The sequence below is a fragment of the Roseateles flavus genome (assembly GCF_039872765.1).
Classification (GTDB): Bacteria; Pseudomonadota; Gammaproteobacteria; order Burkholderiales; family Burkholderiaceae_C; genus Roseateles_B; species Roseateles_B flavus.
Genome location: NZ_JBDPZC010000002.1, coordinates 123,445 through 141,427 on the forward strand (window position 1 = coordinate 123,445; position 17,983 = coordinate 141,427).

General features: G+C 63.6%; 13 protein-coding genes and 1 tRNA gene. All 14 read right to left on the bottom strand.

Annotation, left to right across the window (positions count from 1 at the left end; genetic code table 11):
* Positions 1–115 precede the first annotated feature (115 nt).
* Entirely contained in the window at positions 116–1,054 is a 939-nt protein-coding gene (locus ABDJ40_RS06490) for an acyltransferase domain-containing protein (protein ID WP_347607741.1), read from the bottom strand.
* A 290-nt stretch (positions 1,055–1,344) separates the two neighbouring features.
* Positions 1,345–1,418: transfer RNA gene (locus ABDJ40_RS06495), tRNA-Cys, on the bottom strand.
* A gap of 146 nt (positions 1,419–1,564) precedes the next feature.
* Positions 1,565–3,145, bottom strand: coding sequence for a cytochrome P450 (locus tag ABDJ40_RS06500; RefSeq protein WP_347607744.1), 1,581 nt, complete (start codon positions 3,143–3,145; stop codon positions 1,565–1,567).
* Between the two features lie 325 nt (positions 3,146–3,470).
* Complete coding sequence (locus tag ABDJ40_RS06505; protein WP_347607747.1) at positions 3,471–4,682, bottom strand: methyltransferase regulatory domain-containing protein; 1,212 nt, start codon at positions 4,680–4,682, stop codon at positions 3,471–3,473.
* A gap of 200 nt (positions 4,683–4,882) precedes the next feature.
* Complete coding sequence (locus ABDJ40_RS06510) at positions 4,883–6,562, bottom strand: hypothetical protein (RefSeq protein WP_347607750.1); 1,680 nt, start codon at positions 6,560–6,562, stop codon at positions 4,883–4,885.
* 60 nt (positions 6,563–6,622) lie between these two features.
* Entirely contained in the window at positions 6,623–7,879 is a 1,257-nt protein-coding gene (locus tag ABDJ40_RS06515) for a beta-ketoacyl synthase N-terminal-like domain-containing protein (RefSeq protein ID WP_347607753.1), read from the bottom strand.
* The gene (locus ABDJ40_RS06520) at positions 7,863–8,105 is read right to left on the bottom strand and encodes an acyl carrier protein (RefSeq protein ID WP_347607756.1); all 243 of its coding nucleotides are present in this window, start codon (positions 8,103–8,105) and stop codon (positions 7,863–7,865) included. The genes ABDJ40_RS06515 and ABDJ40_RS06520 overlap by 17 nt, the downstream gene beginning before the upstream one ends.
* A gap of 64 nt (positions 8,106–8,169) precedes the next feature.
* Positions 8,170–8,958: a polyketide synthase gene (locus ABDJ40_RS06525; RefSeq protein ID WP_347607759.1), complete on the bottom strand. Its 789-nt coding sequence runs from the start codon at positions 8,956–8,958 to the stop codon at positions 8,170–8,172.
* Positions 8,959–9,735, bottom strand: a complete 777-nt coding sequence (locus ABDJ40_RS06530) for an enoyl-CoA hydratase/isomerase (RefSeq protein WP_347607762.1) — start codon at positions 9,733–9,735, stop codon at positions 8,959–8,961.
* Entirely contained in the window at positions 9,723–10,979 is a 1,257-nt protein-coding gene (locus ABDJ40_RS06535) for a hydroxymethylglutaryl-CoA synthase family protein (protein ID WP_347607765.1), read from the bottom strand. The genes ABDJ40_RS06530 and ABDJ40_RS06535 overlap by 13 nt, the downstream gene beginning before the upstream one ends.
* Before the next feature lie 161 nt (positions 10,980–11,140).
* A complete protein-coding gene (locus tag ABDJ40_RS06540; RefSeq protein WP_347607768.1) occupies positions 11,141–11,638 on the bottom strand; it encodes a flavin reductase in 498 nt (165 codons plus the stop codon).
* Between the two features lie 68 nt (positions 11,639–11,706).
* Positions 11,707–13,365, bottom strand: a complete 1,659-nt coding sequence (locus ABDJ40_RS06545) for an NAD(P)/FAD-dependent oxidoreductase (RefSeq protein WP_347607771.1) — start codon at positions 13,363–13,365, stop codon at positions 11,707–11,709.
* 124 nt (positions 13,366–13,489) lie between these two features.
* Positions 13,490–17,830 carry a beta-ketoacyl synthase N-terminal-like domain-containing protein gene (locus tag ABDJ40_RS06550; protein ID WP_347607774.1) on the bottom strand — a complete coding sequence of 1,447 codons (4,341 nt, stop codon included), beginning with the start codon at positions 17,828–17,830 and terminating at the stop codon, positions 13,490–13,492.
* Positions 17,831–17,840: 10 nt separating this feature from the next.
* Positions 17,841–17,983 (bottom strand): acyl carrier protein (locus tag ABDJ40_RS24785; RefSeq protein WP_488473451.1); only part of this gene is annotated, 143 nt, incomplete at its 5' end.

The window sequence follows — 17,983 nt, forward strand, 5'->3', positions numbered from 1 at the left end:
GGCCGATAATTGCCGCCGCGCCGCCTTGTCCGCTGCTGCGGCTGTCTTCGTCTAGCGTGGCATTCATGCTCCTTGTCGACATGCTATGCCTCACACAAACTTTCTGACAGGCTCCTCAATGGCGCCTGCCCTTTAGCGCGTCCAGATTGCTGAGATCGCGTCCATATGGGGTCAGCACGGCATGGACCGTGGAGGCGCTGGTGGGCGGCAGTACGTGCTTGGCCAGCGTGGCCAAGGAGCCGGACGGGCCAACGTCGATGAATCGACATGGGCCTTGGCTTTCGACTGTTTCAAGGGTCCGGCGAAGCTGAATGGGCTGGCGCACAACACGCCAGTGAAAATCGTCAGGCAAGGCCGATAGGACGGTCGCGTGCGCACTGCAGGCAAGCGGCAAGTCCAGCTCGGAGCGCGTGATGCGACGGGTCAGCGCGTCGAAGCTGGGGCGTGCCTCATCAATCCATCTGGAATGGTAGGCAAATTCGACCGGCAATTGCTGGCTGAGGATGCCTCGTCGTCCCAGGGCGGCCTCGACGTCGGCCAAGTGGTGCTCGGGCAGTGCGATGACGAAGTGGGTCGAGAGATCGCTGGCGACGAGCTCGCTTCGAGCTGCCAGCCAGGCGGATGTGGCCACGGCGAGGCTGGCAAAGACGGCCAGCATAATGCCCTTCGGACAGGTCTTCTCGAAGATCTGGGCCTGCTTGGCAACTGCTTCCATGGCGTCGAACACGTCAATGGCGCCCGCCGTGACGAGGGCGGGATAGGTCCCGAGACTGGCCCCCAAGGTCATATCCGGCTCAATACCCTCGCTGATGAGGCACTGGGCCATCGCGACTTCCACCATGAAAATGGCGGGATGGGTCAGCAAGGTGCCGTTGAAGGTCTCAGACCGTCCGCCCGCGTAGATGGCCCCGATGATGGACCGGCCCAATACTGCCTGTGCCGTGTGGTCCAGACGAAGCATCCAGTCCCGAAAGACGGGATGCGCGTCAAACAGCTGCCGTCCCATCTGGAAGTACTGCACCCCCTGCCCCGGAAACATAAATACGGTCTTCATGGCTGCGAGGTATCCAGTTCTTCGGGCGCGCCGGGATGGACGCCACGACCTTAAGTGTTGGCGAAGGCCCGACCTCTCCCGGCGCCTGATGTGCCAGGCGCGGGCCAGCGGCGGATCCACGCTCGGCGGGCGCAAGTTCGCGAGTGGGACAAAGCGCAGGGCGTGTGTTTCGAGCCGCCGACCGGGCTGCCACGGCTCATACGCAGTGCGATGAGCAGCAGGTGCTGGCCAGCACCTCACCTGCTGGCGAACAAGGCACACGCGATACGCTTGACCTGGGGAGGAAGAGATGGAGGCGCGGGCTGGAATCGAACCAACCTCTGCGGCTTTGCAGGCCGCCGCATAACCGCTTTGCTACCGCGCCGTGATGCTGTTCTGGATATGACACACACCGTGCATTCAACAGTCTTTGCATTTTCTCCGAGTGGAGATGGGCAAACCTTTTATTCTCGGTGGATGCGTCACTAATGCGTTAGTGTAGCATGCCAACGAATGCTGGCAAGCATTCGTTCAGACCAAGGCCGCGATTTCGGCTTCCTGCGCGAGCAAGGCCGCGGGCTGTGGCGCCTCAGACCTGTTGCGTAGACGCGCCGTCATGGTCATGGGCCCATTGGGGCGCAGCGTTGCACCGGGCTCGGGCAGCACCACAGACCCCGGAGAGGCCTGAAACTCGATGCGATGAGACAGTGCGGCAAGCACCAACTGCCCTTCCATCAGTCCGAAATGATTGCCGATGCACACGCGCGGTCCGTTGCCGAAGGGCACCCAGGCCGATCGATGCCGTGCGGATTCAACCTCAGGCAGGAAGCGATCGGGATCGAAGCGCTCTGGCTCAGGATAGACCGCCGGGTTGTGATGCATCCCATAGGCCGACGCCAGGACTACCGTCCCCTTCGGAATCTCGTAGCCTCCGATGGTCAGGTCCTCTATGGCCTGGCGGCCATAGGCGTAGACCGGCGGATACATGCGCAGGGCTTCCTTGAAGACCCGCATGCAGGTCGAGAGCTCACGCAGTTCGTCCATGCGCGGGGTGCGGCCGCCAAGCGCATCGCCTTCGGCCTGCACCTGTCTGTAGAGGGCCGGTGCCTTTGCCAGTTCATGCAGGGCCCAGGCCATGGCGGTGGCGGTGGTCTCGTGGCCGCCAATGAAGAGGTTGACGGCCTGGTCGCGGATCTGGCGGTCGGTGAGGCCTTCGGTGCCATCTTCGCTTCGGGCGCGAAGGAGACGGGTCAGCAGGTCATCGCCTGCCAATCCCGCCTTGCGCCGGGCTACAAGCATGCGTTCAATGGACGCGTCGATGACCTGCACCGCCGCCCGAACGCCTGTCTTTCGTCGCGACAAGCGATAGGACAGCGGCAGTTCGAGATAGTCCAGGGCGTGCTCAGTCAGGCGCCGTACGGCACCCGGTCGCTTCTCGCCCAGCCCTTCGAGCCATTCGCGCAGCGCGAGCTGGATGTAGGTGGGCACGCGCGCCACCTGCTCGTCGGTCCAGCGCAGTGCCACGGTGAGTGCTTCGGCGAGCTGATCCGCCTCACTGGCCTGGTGGCCGGTACCCGGCCCGGGCCGGGCACACATGTCAGCGTCAAAGAGGGATCGGCCAACTACGCCCATGGCAATGCGCGTGGTGAGATCGGCCACAGATATGCCCTCGCCCTCGCGCACATGCAGGACGCTGCGCAGGGCCTCCTGGGTCATGTGCTGCGCATAGGTAGCGACCTGATCCGGCTTGAAGATCGGCGCCATCAGGCGGCGCTGGCTTCGCCAGTGGGTGCCTTCGGAGGTGAACAGGCCCTCCCCGATCAAGGGATACAGGACCAGCCGGATCAAGGGCCACTTCCGGAACGCCTTGGCTTTTTCAACCAGCGTTTCATGCATCACTTCGGGGCCGCTCACCACCAGGACTGGCCGCCCCTGAAAACTGGCCCGCCCCAGGGCGCCACACTCCGTCACGACGCGTCGCATGAAGGACAAGCGGTCATGGGTGTATTCGGCGATGTGACTGCCGGTCTTCGAAACCGACAGCTCCGGAATGGTCATGAAACGCACAGTGCCCTCCTTGAGGCGGAATCTTGTGAGGTCGGTCGGCGTCAAGATTGACGCTGCCTCTCTATTCATCTCCCCTGATTTAATTGGGGACGTCAACTAAGGTATTAGATCAGCAGCCTTTAGAAAAATTCGCAAAGCGCCTGCTTCCCGTGGCGCTGAAGACCTCAGGCCCCAGTGCAGGGAGCGCTGGTGACGGCTTGACGTCGCCAGCAGCACGTTCGCGCGGGAGGAAATGTCACCGCCCCGGCAAGGCGGCGAAGCATAACATCAAAAGTGAATGACAAAATTCGAGGCGCGGTACCTGGATTCAGCCTTGCGCAGTGTGCGAACTCTGATGACTCTGTGTCACTCCAGGCGCCGTCGCGCGGCCCTAGCGTTCACTGCGTGTGCGAGAAAAAGGCATCAGGGCCCCGGCTGCAACCAGGAACAGGAGATTCTGTCGAATCTCGGCTGCACTGCGGGCTGAGCGCCCAAGCCGCGACAGAATGTCGCCCAGGCGCAGGGGTCCTCCGGCCAGCAGCGATTGCAGGTCATCAATGAAGGGCTGCTGGAAACTCAGGCGCCCGCGAGGAATTTCGACGCGGGTATTCAGCGTCTCCTTGCCAGGCACCAGGCCAATGAGGGCGTCGTCGATGAGCTTGCCTTGCCCACCCTGCCCGCTTGCTGGCGCTCCACGGACGAAGACATCACGACGAAAGCGGCGATTGACCGCGAAATCTTCGGCCAGGTGCCGCAGTCTTGGTGTGGGAAGAGCCCTAATGCGCTCAGCAGCCTGTGGGTCCAGGGTCAACATCGGATGGTTGTCGGCCAGGGTGGCGCTGCCCATGTACGTCAGGCCCAGGCCTTCCATGGCGTCCAGGACGTCCACCGAATAGTGCAACGTCCAGGTTTCATTGAAGAATTCATGGGCGACATAATTCACCGGGTCCCTGGCCAGGGATTCCAGGGCATCCTGCAGCCCGGCGTTCTCGCGAAAGTATCGGAAGCTCGGGGTGCCCAAGGACCTGGCCTCCTGCAGGGACCATTGCACCTTTTCGGTCATGTCGCCTGATTTGACACGCGCCAACTCGTTCATCAGCTTGCGCAATGGTTCTTCGGCGGCCCATCCTGGATAGCAGTTGTAGCTCAAATACAGGAAGCCGCCGGGACGCAAGAGCTTTGAAACCAGTGCGTGCACGGTGCTGATGACGTCCGCGTCGACCCAGCTGTAAATGCCGTGCAAGACGATGAAATCGAATGTGGGGACACTGCTGTCATTCAGCAGGTCTGCGAAGCTGCAGGCATGGAACCTGACATTGCTGACCTCCATGCGCTCCGCCACTGCCTTGGCCGCCTCGATATGGGCCGCGTTGAAGTCGCAGGCATGAAACTCCGCATGCGGCAAAGCTGCGGCATTGATGAGGGTGGATTGCGCAAAGCCGCACCCGAGATCCAGATAGGTGAAGGGCTGGAGAAGCGGCTGGGGCTGAAAGTCGTTCAACATCGCCACGTAGTTCAGCCAGGATGGCGCCAGTTCACGATGGAATCGGTCCGTGAAACTCAGCTCATTTAGATAGCCCGCGGCGCCGCTTGTGTCTTGCATGGAAAAGGTCTTGTATCAACGAACGGGAGGGCCAGACCCAGCGGGCCGAGGGGCCAGGGAACGACAAGGGATGGAGTCCGCGCACGGATGCAGATGGGCGACATGCCAGGCTGGCCGTCAGGGTCCTGCCCATCTCCCGACAGGTCCGGGAGCAGACCCCTGCCACCCCCTGCCACCCCCTGCCACCATCGGCCCGCAGTTTAGCTGCAGCAACTGCGTGGCTGCCGCTTCGCCGGCATGGCACAGAGGCAGGAGACGCTGATGTCCACGTCCGCCCTCGCCTTGGCGATGTTCAAGGCGGGTTGCAGAAGGTCGGCCTTGTCCTGCTCGCCCAGCTTCCGAAGGCAGGCGATATAACCCTGCAGGCTCCAGACATTGCCTGGGTGATGCAAGGAGCGATAGGTCTTGCCATCTAGGCCCAGATCGGCGCAATAGACGCTGGCCGCCTCCTCCACGCGCCCTTGTGCCAGGAGCAGCGCCCCCAGGGGATGGCGAGTGGGCATCATCCAGCCCCAGGGTTCCATGTATTCCAGAGCATCGTCGCGCTGCACAGCCTGGCGGAGGCAGTCGAACGCCTGCTCGAATCGGCCTTCGTGGTAGGCCATTTCGCCCTCCAGCACACATTCGGCCACCTTGAGCAAGTCAGCGCAGCTGTTGTTGGTCACGTACCGGTGCTCGTGCAGGGCGGCCTGGGCGGACTTGAATGCCGCATGTTCCTGAATTGCAGCCGCAGGCTCGTTCAGATTGGCGAAGGCAATGCCTCTCGCGTAATGCCTCATGGCGACCGTGTTGCAATACAGGCTGGCATTGCCGGGCGGAGGGATCTTCAGGATTTCTTCCCACTTCCCGAAGCGGATCAGCACATGCGCACGGACGCTCAGGAAGCCCTCCAGGAGGTATGCCATCGGCGGCATGTCGACAGCCAGCAGCGGCGCGTCAATCAGCGCTTCCATTTGAAGCACGCCGTCCCAGGCGGCTTCGAATCGCCCCATCATCATGGCTGCATAAATCTTGAAATGAATTTCATGCACGCAGTACAGCCTGAACTCCAGCCATTCCGGGTGCTCAGCCATGAATTTCTCGTTGACCTGGATCGCTTGCTCGTTGGCCAGCAGGGCGTCGTGGTAGTGGCCGCACAGGATGTCGATATGCGAGGGCATGTGCAGCAGATGCCCGACCTCAGGGTTCAGCTGACGCAGCTTGTCAGCGGCACCGAGCGCCTTTTCCGGCGTCGGCGAGGTTTCAAGAACGTGAATATAGAAGTGAAGCAGGCCGGGGTGAGGCGGCTGCCGGCTGGCTTCGAGCTGGGCCATGGCCTGTTCAAGAATGGCCATGGCTTCCGCGGTATCGGCGCCGGCGGCCGGCAGGCCGGTGGACATGTCCCACAGCTTCCAGGGGGTCCGGTTGATCAGGGCATCTGCCAGCAAGGCGGCGACATCGAGGTTGTCGGGGTGCGCCAGGTACACGCGCCGCATCGCGTCGGCGTACTCGTTGTTCCACTGGTTCAGCAGGGCCTCGTCATGTGCCCCCAGCGCTTGGAAGCGGCACTCAATCGCGTCAATCAAGCCAATTTCCAGGGGGCTGGCGCTGGCTTGATGGGCCCGGGCATTCTTGATCGCATGGCGCGCCAGCTTCATGCTGCGCGCAATCATGCGTGGATGAAAGACACGCCAGGGCTTGTTGTAGTTGCAGCCCGACGCATAGGCCATGCCCCACCAGGCCAGGACGCAGGAAGGATCCACCGTGACGGCTTGCTGGAAGCAGGCCAGCGCCGCCTCGAAGTTGAAGCCGTAGGCGTAGAGCAGCCCCTGCTCGACAAGCGGCCGCACCTCTGCATTGCGGACGAAGAATCGATGGGCTCGGGGTGACAAATCGTTCATGGCAAGACAGCAGGGGACAAGGCGCAGCGGCGGGCAAGCGCGGGGGCGATGGAGACGGGCCTAGCAGCGCTCAAGGCAGACCGCCGTGTTGATGCCACCAAAACCGAAGCTGAGCTTCAAGGCGCGGTGAATGGAGGCCGGGACGGCCTCGCCTCGCACCCAGTTGAACCGATCGTCGATGGGATCGTGCAGGTTTCTCGACGGATGCAGCATCTGGTGCTCCATCTGAAGAAGGGTGGCGATCACTTCGACGGTGCCCGCCGCCGTGAGCCCGTGGCCGACAATGGATTTGGTCGCGTTGATCCGCGCGTGCATCAGTCCGGCTTCTGCCAGGGCGCGCAATTCGGTCTCGTCACCTTGCAGTGATCCGCTGCCATGCGGATTGACGTAGTCGATCGCCTGGGCCGTCAGACCGGCTTCCGCCAGGGCGCCGGACATCGCGGCCAGTTCGCCGGCCATGGAAGGGTCCGGATTGCGATGGGCGTCCATATGGAGACCCCGGCCCAGGATGCGGGCGTACGGCGACCGGCCTCGCCGGGCCCGACGGTCCGCTCGCTCGACCACCAGCGCGCCGCTGCATTCCCCGTAGATGAAACCATCGCGCTGGCGATCAAAGGGCCGACTGGCGGCAGCGGGTTCCCTGGCATAGCGGTCGGAACCCATGGCCCCCAAGGCGCGAAACCCCTGGCATTCCCAGTAGGACAAGTCCATCAGGGCGCCCAGGGCGATGCAGACGTCCACCTGCCCCGCCTCGATCATCTGGCAGGCCTGAAGCAGCACCAGCTGCCCGCTTGCCGAAGCGCCCCCGACCGTGAACGCCCCCCCCTTGATGCCAAACTGCTCGGTGCAGGCGCCGCAGAGGTCGCTGTCCATGAAGGTGAGCCCATAACTGGGCCGGAGATACGAGCGCCGCGCCCGGTAGGCATCCTGGACCAGCACCAGCTCCCGTTGCTGGAAATTCGAGCCCCCGACCACCAGCGCAATGCGCTGAGGGTCGACGTCGGACAGGCCGGCATCCTGCCAGGCCTCTTGCAGGCAGACGATGGCAGCCTTGGTCGACCAGGAGGTGGTGCGTTCCTGCGCCGCCATGGAGGCAGGCAGGCGGAGCTCCTGGATTTCTGCGCCCAGGAAGCCCTCCGTGACAGCCCCTGGCTCGCTGGATTCGGTCACGGGCCCCTGGCGCCCCGGGCGGCGCATGACATCAAAGGCCTGGTCACCGCTGAACAGGGCGTCGGCAAAGGCCGCCCTGCCCTGCCCGACGGCACTCACGATCCCCAGGCCCGTGATGAGCAGCTCCGGCTTACTGAAGCTTGGCATGCAGGATGTCCACCAGCTCGCCGATATTGGCCACACGGGCCAGTTCGACCAGCGGGACGCGCAAGGACAGGCTTTCCAGGGTCATGACGGTGATGTCCGAGCGGTCGACGGAATTGGCGCCCAGGTCTCGCAGGGCATCTGTCGGCCTGAAGGGATGGCCTTCCAGGGCCGGAATGACTTCCTTGGCATGCTGGACAACGATGTCGAAAATTTGGTTCTTATCCATACGCTTGAGGGCAAATGAGGGGCAGGCCCAAGGCCAGGCCCCGGTTCAGATCGATGGGCTGGGATTAGTTGCCGAACAGGGCTCGGATGCGTTCCTTGACCTCGGCCTGGCCAAAGGTTTCCCGGTGCATGGCCAGTTCCTGCGCGATGAAGGGGGCTAGGCGCTCCCGCAGGCCCGACACCAGGTGATTCTTCAAGGTCACCAGTGACAATCTCGGCTTCTCCGCCAGATTGCGCGCCAGCTCTCGCGCATGAGAGAGCACTTCCGAACGTGGCAGCACGGGGAAAGGAATGCCCCGGCGCTGCAGCTCCTCGCCGTAGAAAGAGCGGGCGGACATGAGCAGGTCCTGGGCCAGCGGCAGGCCCAGCTTCTCGGGCAACACCAGTGTCGCGCCCATACCAGGCGTGAAGCCGTATTTCATGAAGTTGGTCGTGTAGAGGCTCTCCTTGCTCAGGATCACGAAGTCCGCAAAGAGCCCCATGACAAAGCCGCCGCCAATGCCGTGCCCCTGCATGGCCGAGATGACGGGGATCGGGCAATTCAGCGCGAGGCTGTACAGGCTGATGCCGTTGCGGCTGTTGCCTTCGGCAATCTCTGCAAACGTTCCCTTGCCTTCGGACAGATACAAGAGGCTGTCCTGCGTTCCCCCGCTGGCGAAATAGGTGTCGTAGCCGGTCAGGATGACGGCCTTGAAGCGGCTGTCGGATTGAATGATGTCAAAGGCCTCGCTGAGGCCCTGGATCAGCTCGTTGGAAAAGGTGTTCTTGTTGACGCGATCCTGCATCACCACCTCGACGACGCCCTCGCCCAACTCGCGCAGGCTGACGATCTGCTCGGATACGGCCTGGTTCACTTAGTCGCCCTCCCATGGGAACTTGCCGGTCTCGACATAGCGGGCGATCTTTCGCCTGTTGTCTTCGTCGGCAAACACTTCCTGGCTGACCCGCACGGCATCACCGGCGGCCCTGCTCAGGCTGGGGTCCATCAGCTGCATGAAATTCTTGTAGCGGGTGATGGCGGGCTTGTTCAAGCGCCGGAGCCGAAGCAGGTGCTTGCGCAGGAGGTTGTCGGTATCGGTGCCCAGGGCGTCCACCAGCCCCCATGTCAGTGCCTGCTGGGCGCTGATGGGCTGGGTCATCAAGGTCAGGTAATGCGCCTTCGAGGCCCCGATCCGCTTGATCAGGAAGGGCAACACACAGGCTGGGATCAGACCGAACAGCAGTTCTGACAGGCTGAAGGGCACCCGCTCATCGCAAATCACGATGTCTGCAGCTGCGACGAAGCCGACGCCGCCCGCGTTGACCTTGCCTTGCACATGCGCGATGGAGACAAAAGGGCCTGTGGCCAGCTGATGCCAGAGTCGGTACAGCGATTCCGGGTCGACGGCATTCGAAGGGTCGCGTGCGACCGCTTCAAAATCGGCGCCGAAGCAGAATACCTCCGGGAGCCCTTCCAGGACGACGATCTTGGCAGATTGATGGCAGATGCCAAGCACCTCGGTGCACTCGGCAATCATCAAGGGGTTGATGGTATTTTCCGCCTCGGGTCGATGCAATTGCAGGCGGCAGATTTCGTCTTCGAACCGGACCCGTATGGTTCGATAGCTGCCTGCAGTATTCAAGACACCCATTCATACTCCCGGTGATAGTCACTGATACGGCTCAAGAACAGCGTCGGTCGGCCTTGTGCCTTGCGAGCCGCCTTGACGAAGGAGCCATCGACATCGATATTGCGGGTGCCGAAGCGCACAGATCGGCTTTGGCTGAGAATCTGCCGGTATTCGTCAATGGAAAGCCGGTAGCGCCGGTCCAGCTGCTCTCCAATCTTCATCGAACGGACGATGCCCTGGCCTTCGGCCGTGGTGACCCCGCTGAAGAACTCGGAGCAGCAGCCGGAGCCATAGGAGAACACGCCAATGCGCTGCGGTTCCCGGAAGTCGCCGTTGTCAATGGTGCTGGCCAGGGACAGCATGGCAGTCGCGCCCATGATGTTTCCCAGGCGCTGGCAATAATTCAGCCCGGGCAGCGCACGCCGCTCGAAGTCTTTCTCGATGTCGGCGGCATTGAACTTCGTATTCCTCCGCATCAGGTTGCGGTGGGCGCCCTTGATCATTCCGCCAAAAGGGGTATGGAAGGCAAGAAATCCGAAGGTGGTGGCGTAATCCACGCCAGCGACACGCTTTTGATATTCCTTGAAGGCATTTTCGCAGCAGTCAAGATAGGACAGCAGCGACAGGTCGGAATCCCCGGTTTCGCTGTCGGCAGTCGGCCGACAGGTGTCCATGACTTCATAGCCATAGTAGCCATTTGCACCAACATCGATCTGGAACACGCGAGGCTGGTCGCTGACCAGGACAGCCACGGCGCCCGCGCCGCTGCTGGGTTCGGCAAAGGACCAATCCGCCGCGTGCTGGTCACCGCCCTCCTCCATGATGAAGCGGGACAGATCGGTGGCGATCACCAGAGCCTTGGCACCGGGTGAGGTCTTGGACAATATGAAATTGATGGCCATCTGCAAGCCTGCCACGCCGGAGTAGCACGCGTTCTTGAGCTCGAACAGGCGGCAATTATTCTTCAGGCCGAGATATTTGTGGAAATAGGTACTCATCGACTTGCTGAAGTCAAAGGAAGACTCCGTGCAGGTGATCACCATTTCAATCTTGTTTCGATCCTCCTCGGACAAGGCATCGATGATGGGCTTGGCCGCATTGATCCCATAGGTGACGGGATCTTCATAGGGGAGCGCCACAGACTTTTCCCGCATGAGCAGGTTCTGAAACCTGGTCATGTCCAGCTCGCGGTACTCTGCAAGCTTGAAGACGTCCAAGGAGGCTGCGCCGGCATATACATTGAGCGCTTCAATGCCTACAGTCATGGTTCTTCATTCCCTTAAATCTTGGCAAGTATGTCGTGCCACAAAATGAAAATACGGCCCTTCCGCAGCGGCCCTGCAAACGGGCCTGTGCGGTTTCGCTTCGGGATTCTGGGTATCGGGCTGGAATCCCCTGGATCTTGGAGGAGGCGGCGAAGGGGTGGTCAAACCTGGGGGCGCGCCTCGACACTGCGGTAGGCGCGATTGAAATAAACCAGGCCTGCGCCCGCCTCTTCCAGGACCCGAATGCGGCGGAGCTGCGCATAGAAAATACTGTGCGTGCCTACTTCATGGGTCTGAACAATGGTGCTGTCCATGCTGACCAGGGCACCTTCCAGGGCTGGGGCCCCGGTATCAAGGGCCTGCCAGGGCACCGCCGAGAACCGTTGCGCCATGGTCATGTTCCGGTCGGAGAAAAGCCTCGAATGATGTTCCTGAGCGGCAGAAAGCACATTCACGCAGAGCACGCCGTTCTCGACGAAATAACCATGCGCAAACGAGGCGCGGTTCATGCAGACCAGGATGGTCGGCGGCTGGTCGGTCACGCTGCAGACGGCAGACGCGGTAAATCCAGCGCGCCCACGCGGGCCGTCGGTCGTCACGACACTGACGGCCCCGGCAAGCAGGGCCATGCCGTCACGGAATTCGGCGGTGAAATCCATCGGTGCTTCCTTTGGGATGCGCAGCGACACCAGGAGGCCCCTGCGTCCACACGCAGGGGCCGGCCCGTTCAGTCCGGCACCTTGACGATCGTTTCCTTGACGACGGGCCGGTCCAGCAGGCCCTGGATGTCGTAATCGAAGTACTCGTTGGCAATGTCCTGGGGCAGGCTCGCGATCCAGCCCTTGAGCAGCTGGGAGATCTTTTCCGGCGTGCTGGGCCAGGTGATGCGCTCGACCGGCGAGGTGAAATTGAAGAAGGGCGGCAGCAGGGCCTGGTTCTCTTCCAGCAGGGCGTAGATCTGCTGGGCCGCGGCCTCGGCCGTCACCTGGCCGGCGTCGACGGCTTCCACGATGCCGGCGGCCTCGTTGAAGAGCTGATGGACGGAATCCAGGGTGGTGTAGGCGCCCGGATGCAGGGCGTCGACCGGCTCGAGGTGCTTGGGATCGCCGGTCTCCTTGAACTTCATCATGGATCGCTGGATTTGCAGCTGACCGTAGTTCCCGGTCAGCAGCCACAGGCGGAACCAGGCGTTCCACAAGGGGTAGTGACGGAACGAGACATACGAGCAGTGCACCAGCCTGTCGTTGAAATCGATCAGGCCCTGCTGGATCTTCTCGACCGGGGCGAAGCGGTCCTTGCTGAAGTCCTTGTCCTTGACCGCCTGGATGAGCAGGCCCGCCAGTGCATTGGTGGTCTGCATGGTGTTGAACAGGCCGCGCGAGAACAGCGGATCGATGAATCCGGTGGCATGCGACAGCAGGCAGAAGCGATCGCCCACGCAGGTCTTGGCGCTGTATTGAATGCGCCCGGATGACACCCACTCCCGGACGGCCCTGGCCTCGGTGAACTGGGCCGCGATGCTGGGGAATTTGGCGAGGAAGTCGGCAAATTCCTGCTCCGGGCTGCCTTCTGGCTTCGGGTGCATGCGCGGATCCAACATCACACCTACGCTGACCAGCTGATTCTTTGATTCCGGCGTGTTGTTGAAGGGAATGACCCACATCCACCCGCCTTCAAAGAGGTGGTGGAGCGTGCCCTGATGCCAGGGGACGGGCTGCTTCAGGTGCTGCGGCACCTCGCGGCAGTCGTCGAAGGGCTTCACGTTGAGCATGTGGGTGAACAGGCCCCGCGCATGGGTCTTGGCACGGGTCGGGGTCTCGCGCAGGCCCAGCTTGTCGGCCAGCACGGAACGGTAGCCGGCGCCGTCTGCGAGGTAGTCTGCACGGATCTGCCTGCCGTTGCGGGTGGTGACCGTCACGCCCTCATCGCTGAACTGGATGTCCTCCACATGCGTGTTCTGATACACCTTGCAACCATAGCGCACGGCCACGTGGAGCATGTAGGCATCGATGTCCTGGCGGAAGTAGTGGACTTCGTTCACGACCAGCGCCTGGTTGACTTCCTCGGCGTTCTGTTCCGTGTGCGGCCGGTGGTAGACGAAGCCGAAGTTCCGCTTCACGCCGCACGAGGGCATCACGTGCTCGCTGACTTCCGCAATGGAGGTGATGTGGGCGAGTTCAGGAACGCCGAACCGAAGCGCCATCAATTCAAGGGTCAGGGTCGTGGTCGCGATGGTCGATTCGCCAATTGCGAAGCGAGGGTGCGTGTCTGCATCGATCAGGATGACGTTGACGCCGTGCTTGGCCAGGATGGCGCCAAGCACGGTGCCGCCGATCCCCGTGCCGATGATGACGACATCGCACTGCTCGGTTTGTGTCTTGTTCAAGTGAGGGCTCCTGTGGGTGTTCGATCGAAGATCAGGTTCGCAGGTGAACGGCCGCGACTGCGGCGGTGTGCATCTGGCTTGCTTGGGGTGTCGCGAGCATGAAACTGCTCGGCTAGTTCGTTAGCTAACTGGCCTGAAATAACCCGTAGGCTTCACGCTCGAAGGGGTAGGAAGGCAGCCCGCCTATCTTCCGCAATGAGCGTCCGCGGTGGAGTGTAATCCACGAACTGGTGAGTCCTTGGGTCCAATGGGCGGCCAGGGCGGCGATGTCCTGGGGTGTCGAGGACGCTGCATGCGCTTCTCGCCCTTCCGGCGCACGACGGGCGTGGCCATGGTGGATCCGCTCGTCGGTGGCGTCGCCCTGCAGCCAGCGGGTCAGGAGGCCGATGAGCTCAGCCTGATCCGAGGCCCTGAGGGCCAGGCGCCAGGGCATGGGCTGCCGCCCGACCTGCAGGGTGTAGGCGATGCGGTGCAGGTCGCAGGCCTCCTGCGCCTGCAGGTAGTCGATCCAATGCCGCGCATACGCCTGCAGGCGCTGCAGGCTCTGGGCGGACAGAGCGAAGACAAAGCTTTCGCCGGAAGCGCCAGCCGCCGGTGCAGGGCTTTCGTCCGCATCTGGCGGCGGCATGAACTCTTCGACAATGAGATGGGCATTGATGCCGTTCCCCAAGGTCGTGACACCGGCGCGCCGGGGCGTGTCCCGTCCATCGATCTGCACGCGCTGCCAGGGGGTCTCCTGCACCGCCGGACGGAAGGGCAGCTGCTCGAAGTCGATGTGCGGACTGCGTTCCTCGGGCAGCAGCGTCGGCGTCAGGAGGCCATGGCGGAGCGACAGCACGGCCCTGGCCAGCTGGGACATGCCGGACACGGCCTCGCAATGCCCGATGGCCGGCTTGACCGAGCCGATCCAGTAGTCGCCCCGCACGCCCTGGCGCTGGCCGAACACTTCCGTCAGCGCCGCCATTTCCACCGCGTCCGACGCTTCCACGCCGCTGGCCGCGGCCTCGATGTAGCTGACGGACCTTGCCTCCACCTGCGACTGTGCGAGCGCAGCCCGGATGGCCGCGGCCTGCTGACCCTGGCTGGGCTGGCCGTAGTACCGGGTACGACCGCTGTGATTCACGGCGCCGCCGCGGATCACGGCATGGACGAAGTCCCCGTCGCGCACGGACTCATCCAGCCGCTTGAGAATCACCACCCCCACGCCTTCGCCGGGCACATAGCCCGCCCCGCCCTTGCCGAACGCGGCGCTGTGCTCGTTGTGCGACAGCATTTGCACCAGGGACAGCTGCACATAGCTGGACGGATGGAGGCTCAGGCTGACCCCGCCGGCCAGGGCCAGGTCGCCCTTGTGCTGGCGAAGGTACTCGCAGGCCTCATGAACGGCCACGAGCGAGGAGGCGCAGTGGTTGTCAAAGGAAACGCTGGGGCCCTGCAGGTCGAAGAAGTGAGACACCCGGCCGACCATGGAGGCCGAGGAGGTGTGCGGGTGCGTCCCCCGGGCCTCCGACGCATAGAGGCTGAACCCCTGCTTGGCGGCACCGCTGAAAACACCTGTCCGGGCGCGCAGGGCGGCGGTCAGGGCGTGGGGTGGGTAGCCGGCGTCCTCCAGGGCCTTCCAGCACTCCTCCAGGAACAGGCGTTCCTGAGGGTCGATGAACTCGATGCGACGCGGCGGCATCCAGAAGAACTGCGGATCGAACTTGTCGAAGTCCTCCAGAAACCCGCCCCACTTCCCGTAGGACTTCCGTTCTCGCACGGCCTGCTCCACATCGGGCTGGAAATGGTCGCGCCAGTTCCACCGGTCCTGGGGCACTTCGGTGATGCAGGAGCGCCCTGCCCTCAGGTTCTGCCAGTACTCCGACAAAGATCCGGCCTGGGCATAGCGCCCGGTCATGCCGATGATGGCGATGGCGCCGGCGGGTGTGTCGAGGGTGGCGGCCGCAGGAGCGGGACGCCTGGCGGGCGCGCCCCCTGGCCCGGACGCCGGGTCGGCATCACCCGAACGAAGGCGCTCCGGACGGCGCGGTGCAGGTGTCGCTGCCGGCGGCGGCGCACCGTCATGCCCGGGGCCGCCCAAGGCCGCCCCCAGCAGCGCTGCCACGTGGGATCCCTCCAGGCCCAGGGGCAGGGCCAGGCGCACGCAGGACCCGGGCAGGCCATGGGTGTCATCGCCCGCCAGGTGGACCCCGCCGCGCACGCCATGGGTCTCGTACAGCTGCCTCAGCAAGGCTTCGGCGGGGTGCGCTGCAGTGTGGTGCGCGGCCATCTGGTCCGCCCTGACGAGGAGGCAGTGGCCGGCGGCCGGCTGCACCAGGGGCACGCCGCGGCTGAGCAGGTCTTGGTGCACGGCCTGCACCAGGTCCAGTTGCGCGGCAACGGATCGGCCAATGACGTCGCGCTCATGCAGGGACTGGTTCACCAGGCGGGCCTGCAGCCTGTCCAGGGCGGCGCCCTCGATGTCCGCATACCGGCGCGCCTTGGCCATGAAGCGTTCGTCGCGCGTGGCCAGCAGCCCGCCGGCGGTGACACCGAAGTCCTTGCAAAGACTGCCCAGGATGATGTCCGCCTGCCCGATGATCTCGGCCACCACGTCCCACAGCGCGCGCTGCCCCTGGCCGGCCTCGTGCCGGCGGATCAGCTCGGCGTTGCGCACGATGCGTGTGATGTCCAGTGCGAGCGGCACCCCGTGCCGCCGGCACAGCGCCGACACGGCCCGGAGATGGGCCAGGGACACGGGGTAGCCCCCGGAACCGTTGTTGGCCAGCTCCAGCAGCACCAGCGCCGCGTCAGAGTCTGGCTCGCTCAGGGCCTCGGACAGGCGGTCCAGATCCAGACCGCCGCGGAACAGCGCGTCCGGGTCCGCCGCATCGATGCGCGGGTCCGGCAGCACGCGGGGCTTGAAGCCGGCCTTGACCTCGTTGTGAAGGGTCGAAAAGAAGGGGATGTTCTGCAGGATGGTCCTGCGCCTGGACTTCCACAGCGTGAACAGCACCCGCTCCGCGCTGCGTCCGGACGTCGTGAGCAGCACATGAGGCAGGCCCAGGACCTCGCCCAGGGCCTGTGCGCCGGTGTCCGAGCGCAGGCCCTCGTGCAGCTCGCGCAGGCGCTGGCGGATGAAGGGGGTGTCCTGGTGGGCCCAGGAGTCGCTGATCAGGTCGAGCTGAATCCCCTGGACATCCACGGCGGTGGCGTCGAACCGACCAGCCCTGATGTCGGCCTGGAGTCCGGCCGCTGTATCGGACTCTGCGTCGGCCGCGGTGCGAGCTTCCGACTGGGCCGCAGCCGTGGACGCTTGCTCGGCAGGCCAGGCGACCCCGTCGGCAGGCGCCGCGCGTTCATCGGCCTCGACCTGCTGCGCAATGCTGTCATACGAGACGCCATTGCGGAAGAACTGCCCCATGCACTGCTTGATGATCTGGGGCCGGCTGCCTGCGCTGCGGTACAGGTACAGCGGATATTCAGACGGACCGTACTTGTTCTTGTACTGATGATTCTGGACGCCGCGCTCGAAGATCCGGGCCAGCTGGCCTTGGGTGCGGTTGATCAGGGCCCAGCCTTCGAGGTCGCTGAAGCCCTCCTTGGGCTCGAACAGGCCCCAGGTCAGTCCCAGGCTGAACTTCCTGCAGCCTTCCGCGGCCAGGCGCCGCATGATGTCGACATAGGCGTATTCCGTTCCTCCGAGGGGCATGCCCGGCAGGAAATATTCCTGGTCCGTGATGTAGCCGTCCGGGATGTGGCTCAGCACGATGACATTCTGGAGGGTGTCCCCCAGATACGTGAGGAAGATCCGGTACCGCTTGAGCAGGTTGCCGGTCCGCATGTCTGACAGGATGGCATCGACCTTGTTGACCACGCCCTTTTCCTGGCTCCAGGCCCGCATCACCTCTCGAATGGCACTGTCGGTGGCCCGGCTGGGCACGGTGTATTCGTCGATGCGGCACTGGTTCTCGCGTCCGAAGCGCGACACGAGATAGCGCAGGCGGCGCATCCGGCCGCCTTCGATCGAGAAGGTGCGGAGGTCGTCGATGGTCTGCACCATGCCCAATGGCGTGGACAGCAGCCCGCACTGCTCCTCAAGGTGCGGCTTGCGGCGGTTGGACATGTCGAGGTAGCAGGCCTGCGCCCCACGCTGGGCCGCCTCATGGAGCAGGCTGTTCAACAGGGCTGCCTCGCGCTCCGGGGCGCCCACATAGCGCGTGAGGAACAGCAGCTTGCCGTCCTGCAGCACATGGATGTGGTCGGCGTGCCGGTCGCTGTAGTAGATCAAGGGCCACAAGTCCAGCAGGACGCCGTCCTGATGCACGTCGCCCTTGGCGGCCGCCAGCCTGTCCGCCAGGCCCGGCGCGTCGGCCAGCCGTGACTTCTCGATCCACTGGCCGTCGCCGGGGGCGGATTGATCCAGCACCGGGGCAGGCATGCGGGGGTCCTGTTCCTTCTCGTTCACGTCCCACTCACTCTTCAAGGTCTCGTTCCTACACGCGGCTTGCATGTCGCTCCTCTCCTGCGCCCTGCCGCTCCAGCAGATAGGCGCTCAGCTCCTCGATGTCTTCATGTTCGAAGAACAGGGTCTTGGGCAGGCTGCCCAGGTCCTTCTCCAGCTCCCGGATGAGGGCCA

Bases quoted from the DNA above. Each gene is read 5' to 3' on its own strand.
- ABDJ40_RS06490 (WP_347607741.1), bottom strand. From the start codon at position 1,054: ATGAAGACCGTATTTATGTTTCCGGGGCAGGGGGTGCAGTACTTCCAG.
- ABDJ40_RS06505 (WP_347607747.1), bottom strand. From the start codon at position 4,682: ATGCAAGACACAAGCGGCGCCGCGGGCTATCTAAATGAGCTGAGTTTC.
- ABDJ40_RS06510 (WP_347607750.1), bottom strand. From the start codon at position 6,562: ATGAACGATTTGTCACCCCGAGCCCATCGATTCTTCGTCCGCAATGCA.
- ABDJ40_RS06515 (WP_347607753.1), bottom strand. From the start codon at position 7,879: ATGCCAAGCTTCAGTAAGCCGGAGCTGCTCATCACGGGCCTGGGGATC.
- ABDJ40_RS06520 (WP_347607756.1), bottom strand. From the start codon at position 8,105: ATGGATAAGAACCAAATTTTCGACATCGTTGTCCAGCATGCCAAGGAA.
- ABDJ40_RS06530 (WP_347607762.1), bottom strand. From the start codon at position 9,735: ATGGGTGTCTTGAATACTGCAGGCAGCTATCGAACCATACGGGTCCGG.
- ABDJ40_RS06535 (WP_347607765.1), bottom strand. From the start codon at position 10,979: ATGACTGTAGGCATTGAAGCGCTCAATGTATATGCCGGCGCAGCCTCC.
- ABDJ40_RS06540 (WP_347607768.1), bottom strand. From the start codon at position 11,638: ATGGATTTCACCGCCGAATTCCGTGACGGCATGGCCCTGCTTGCCGGG.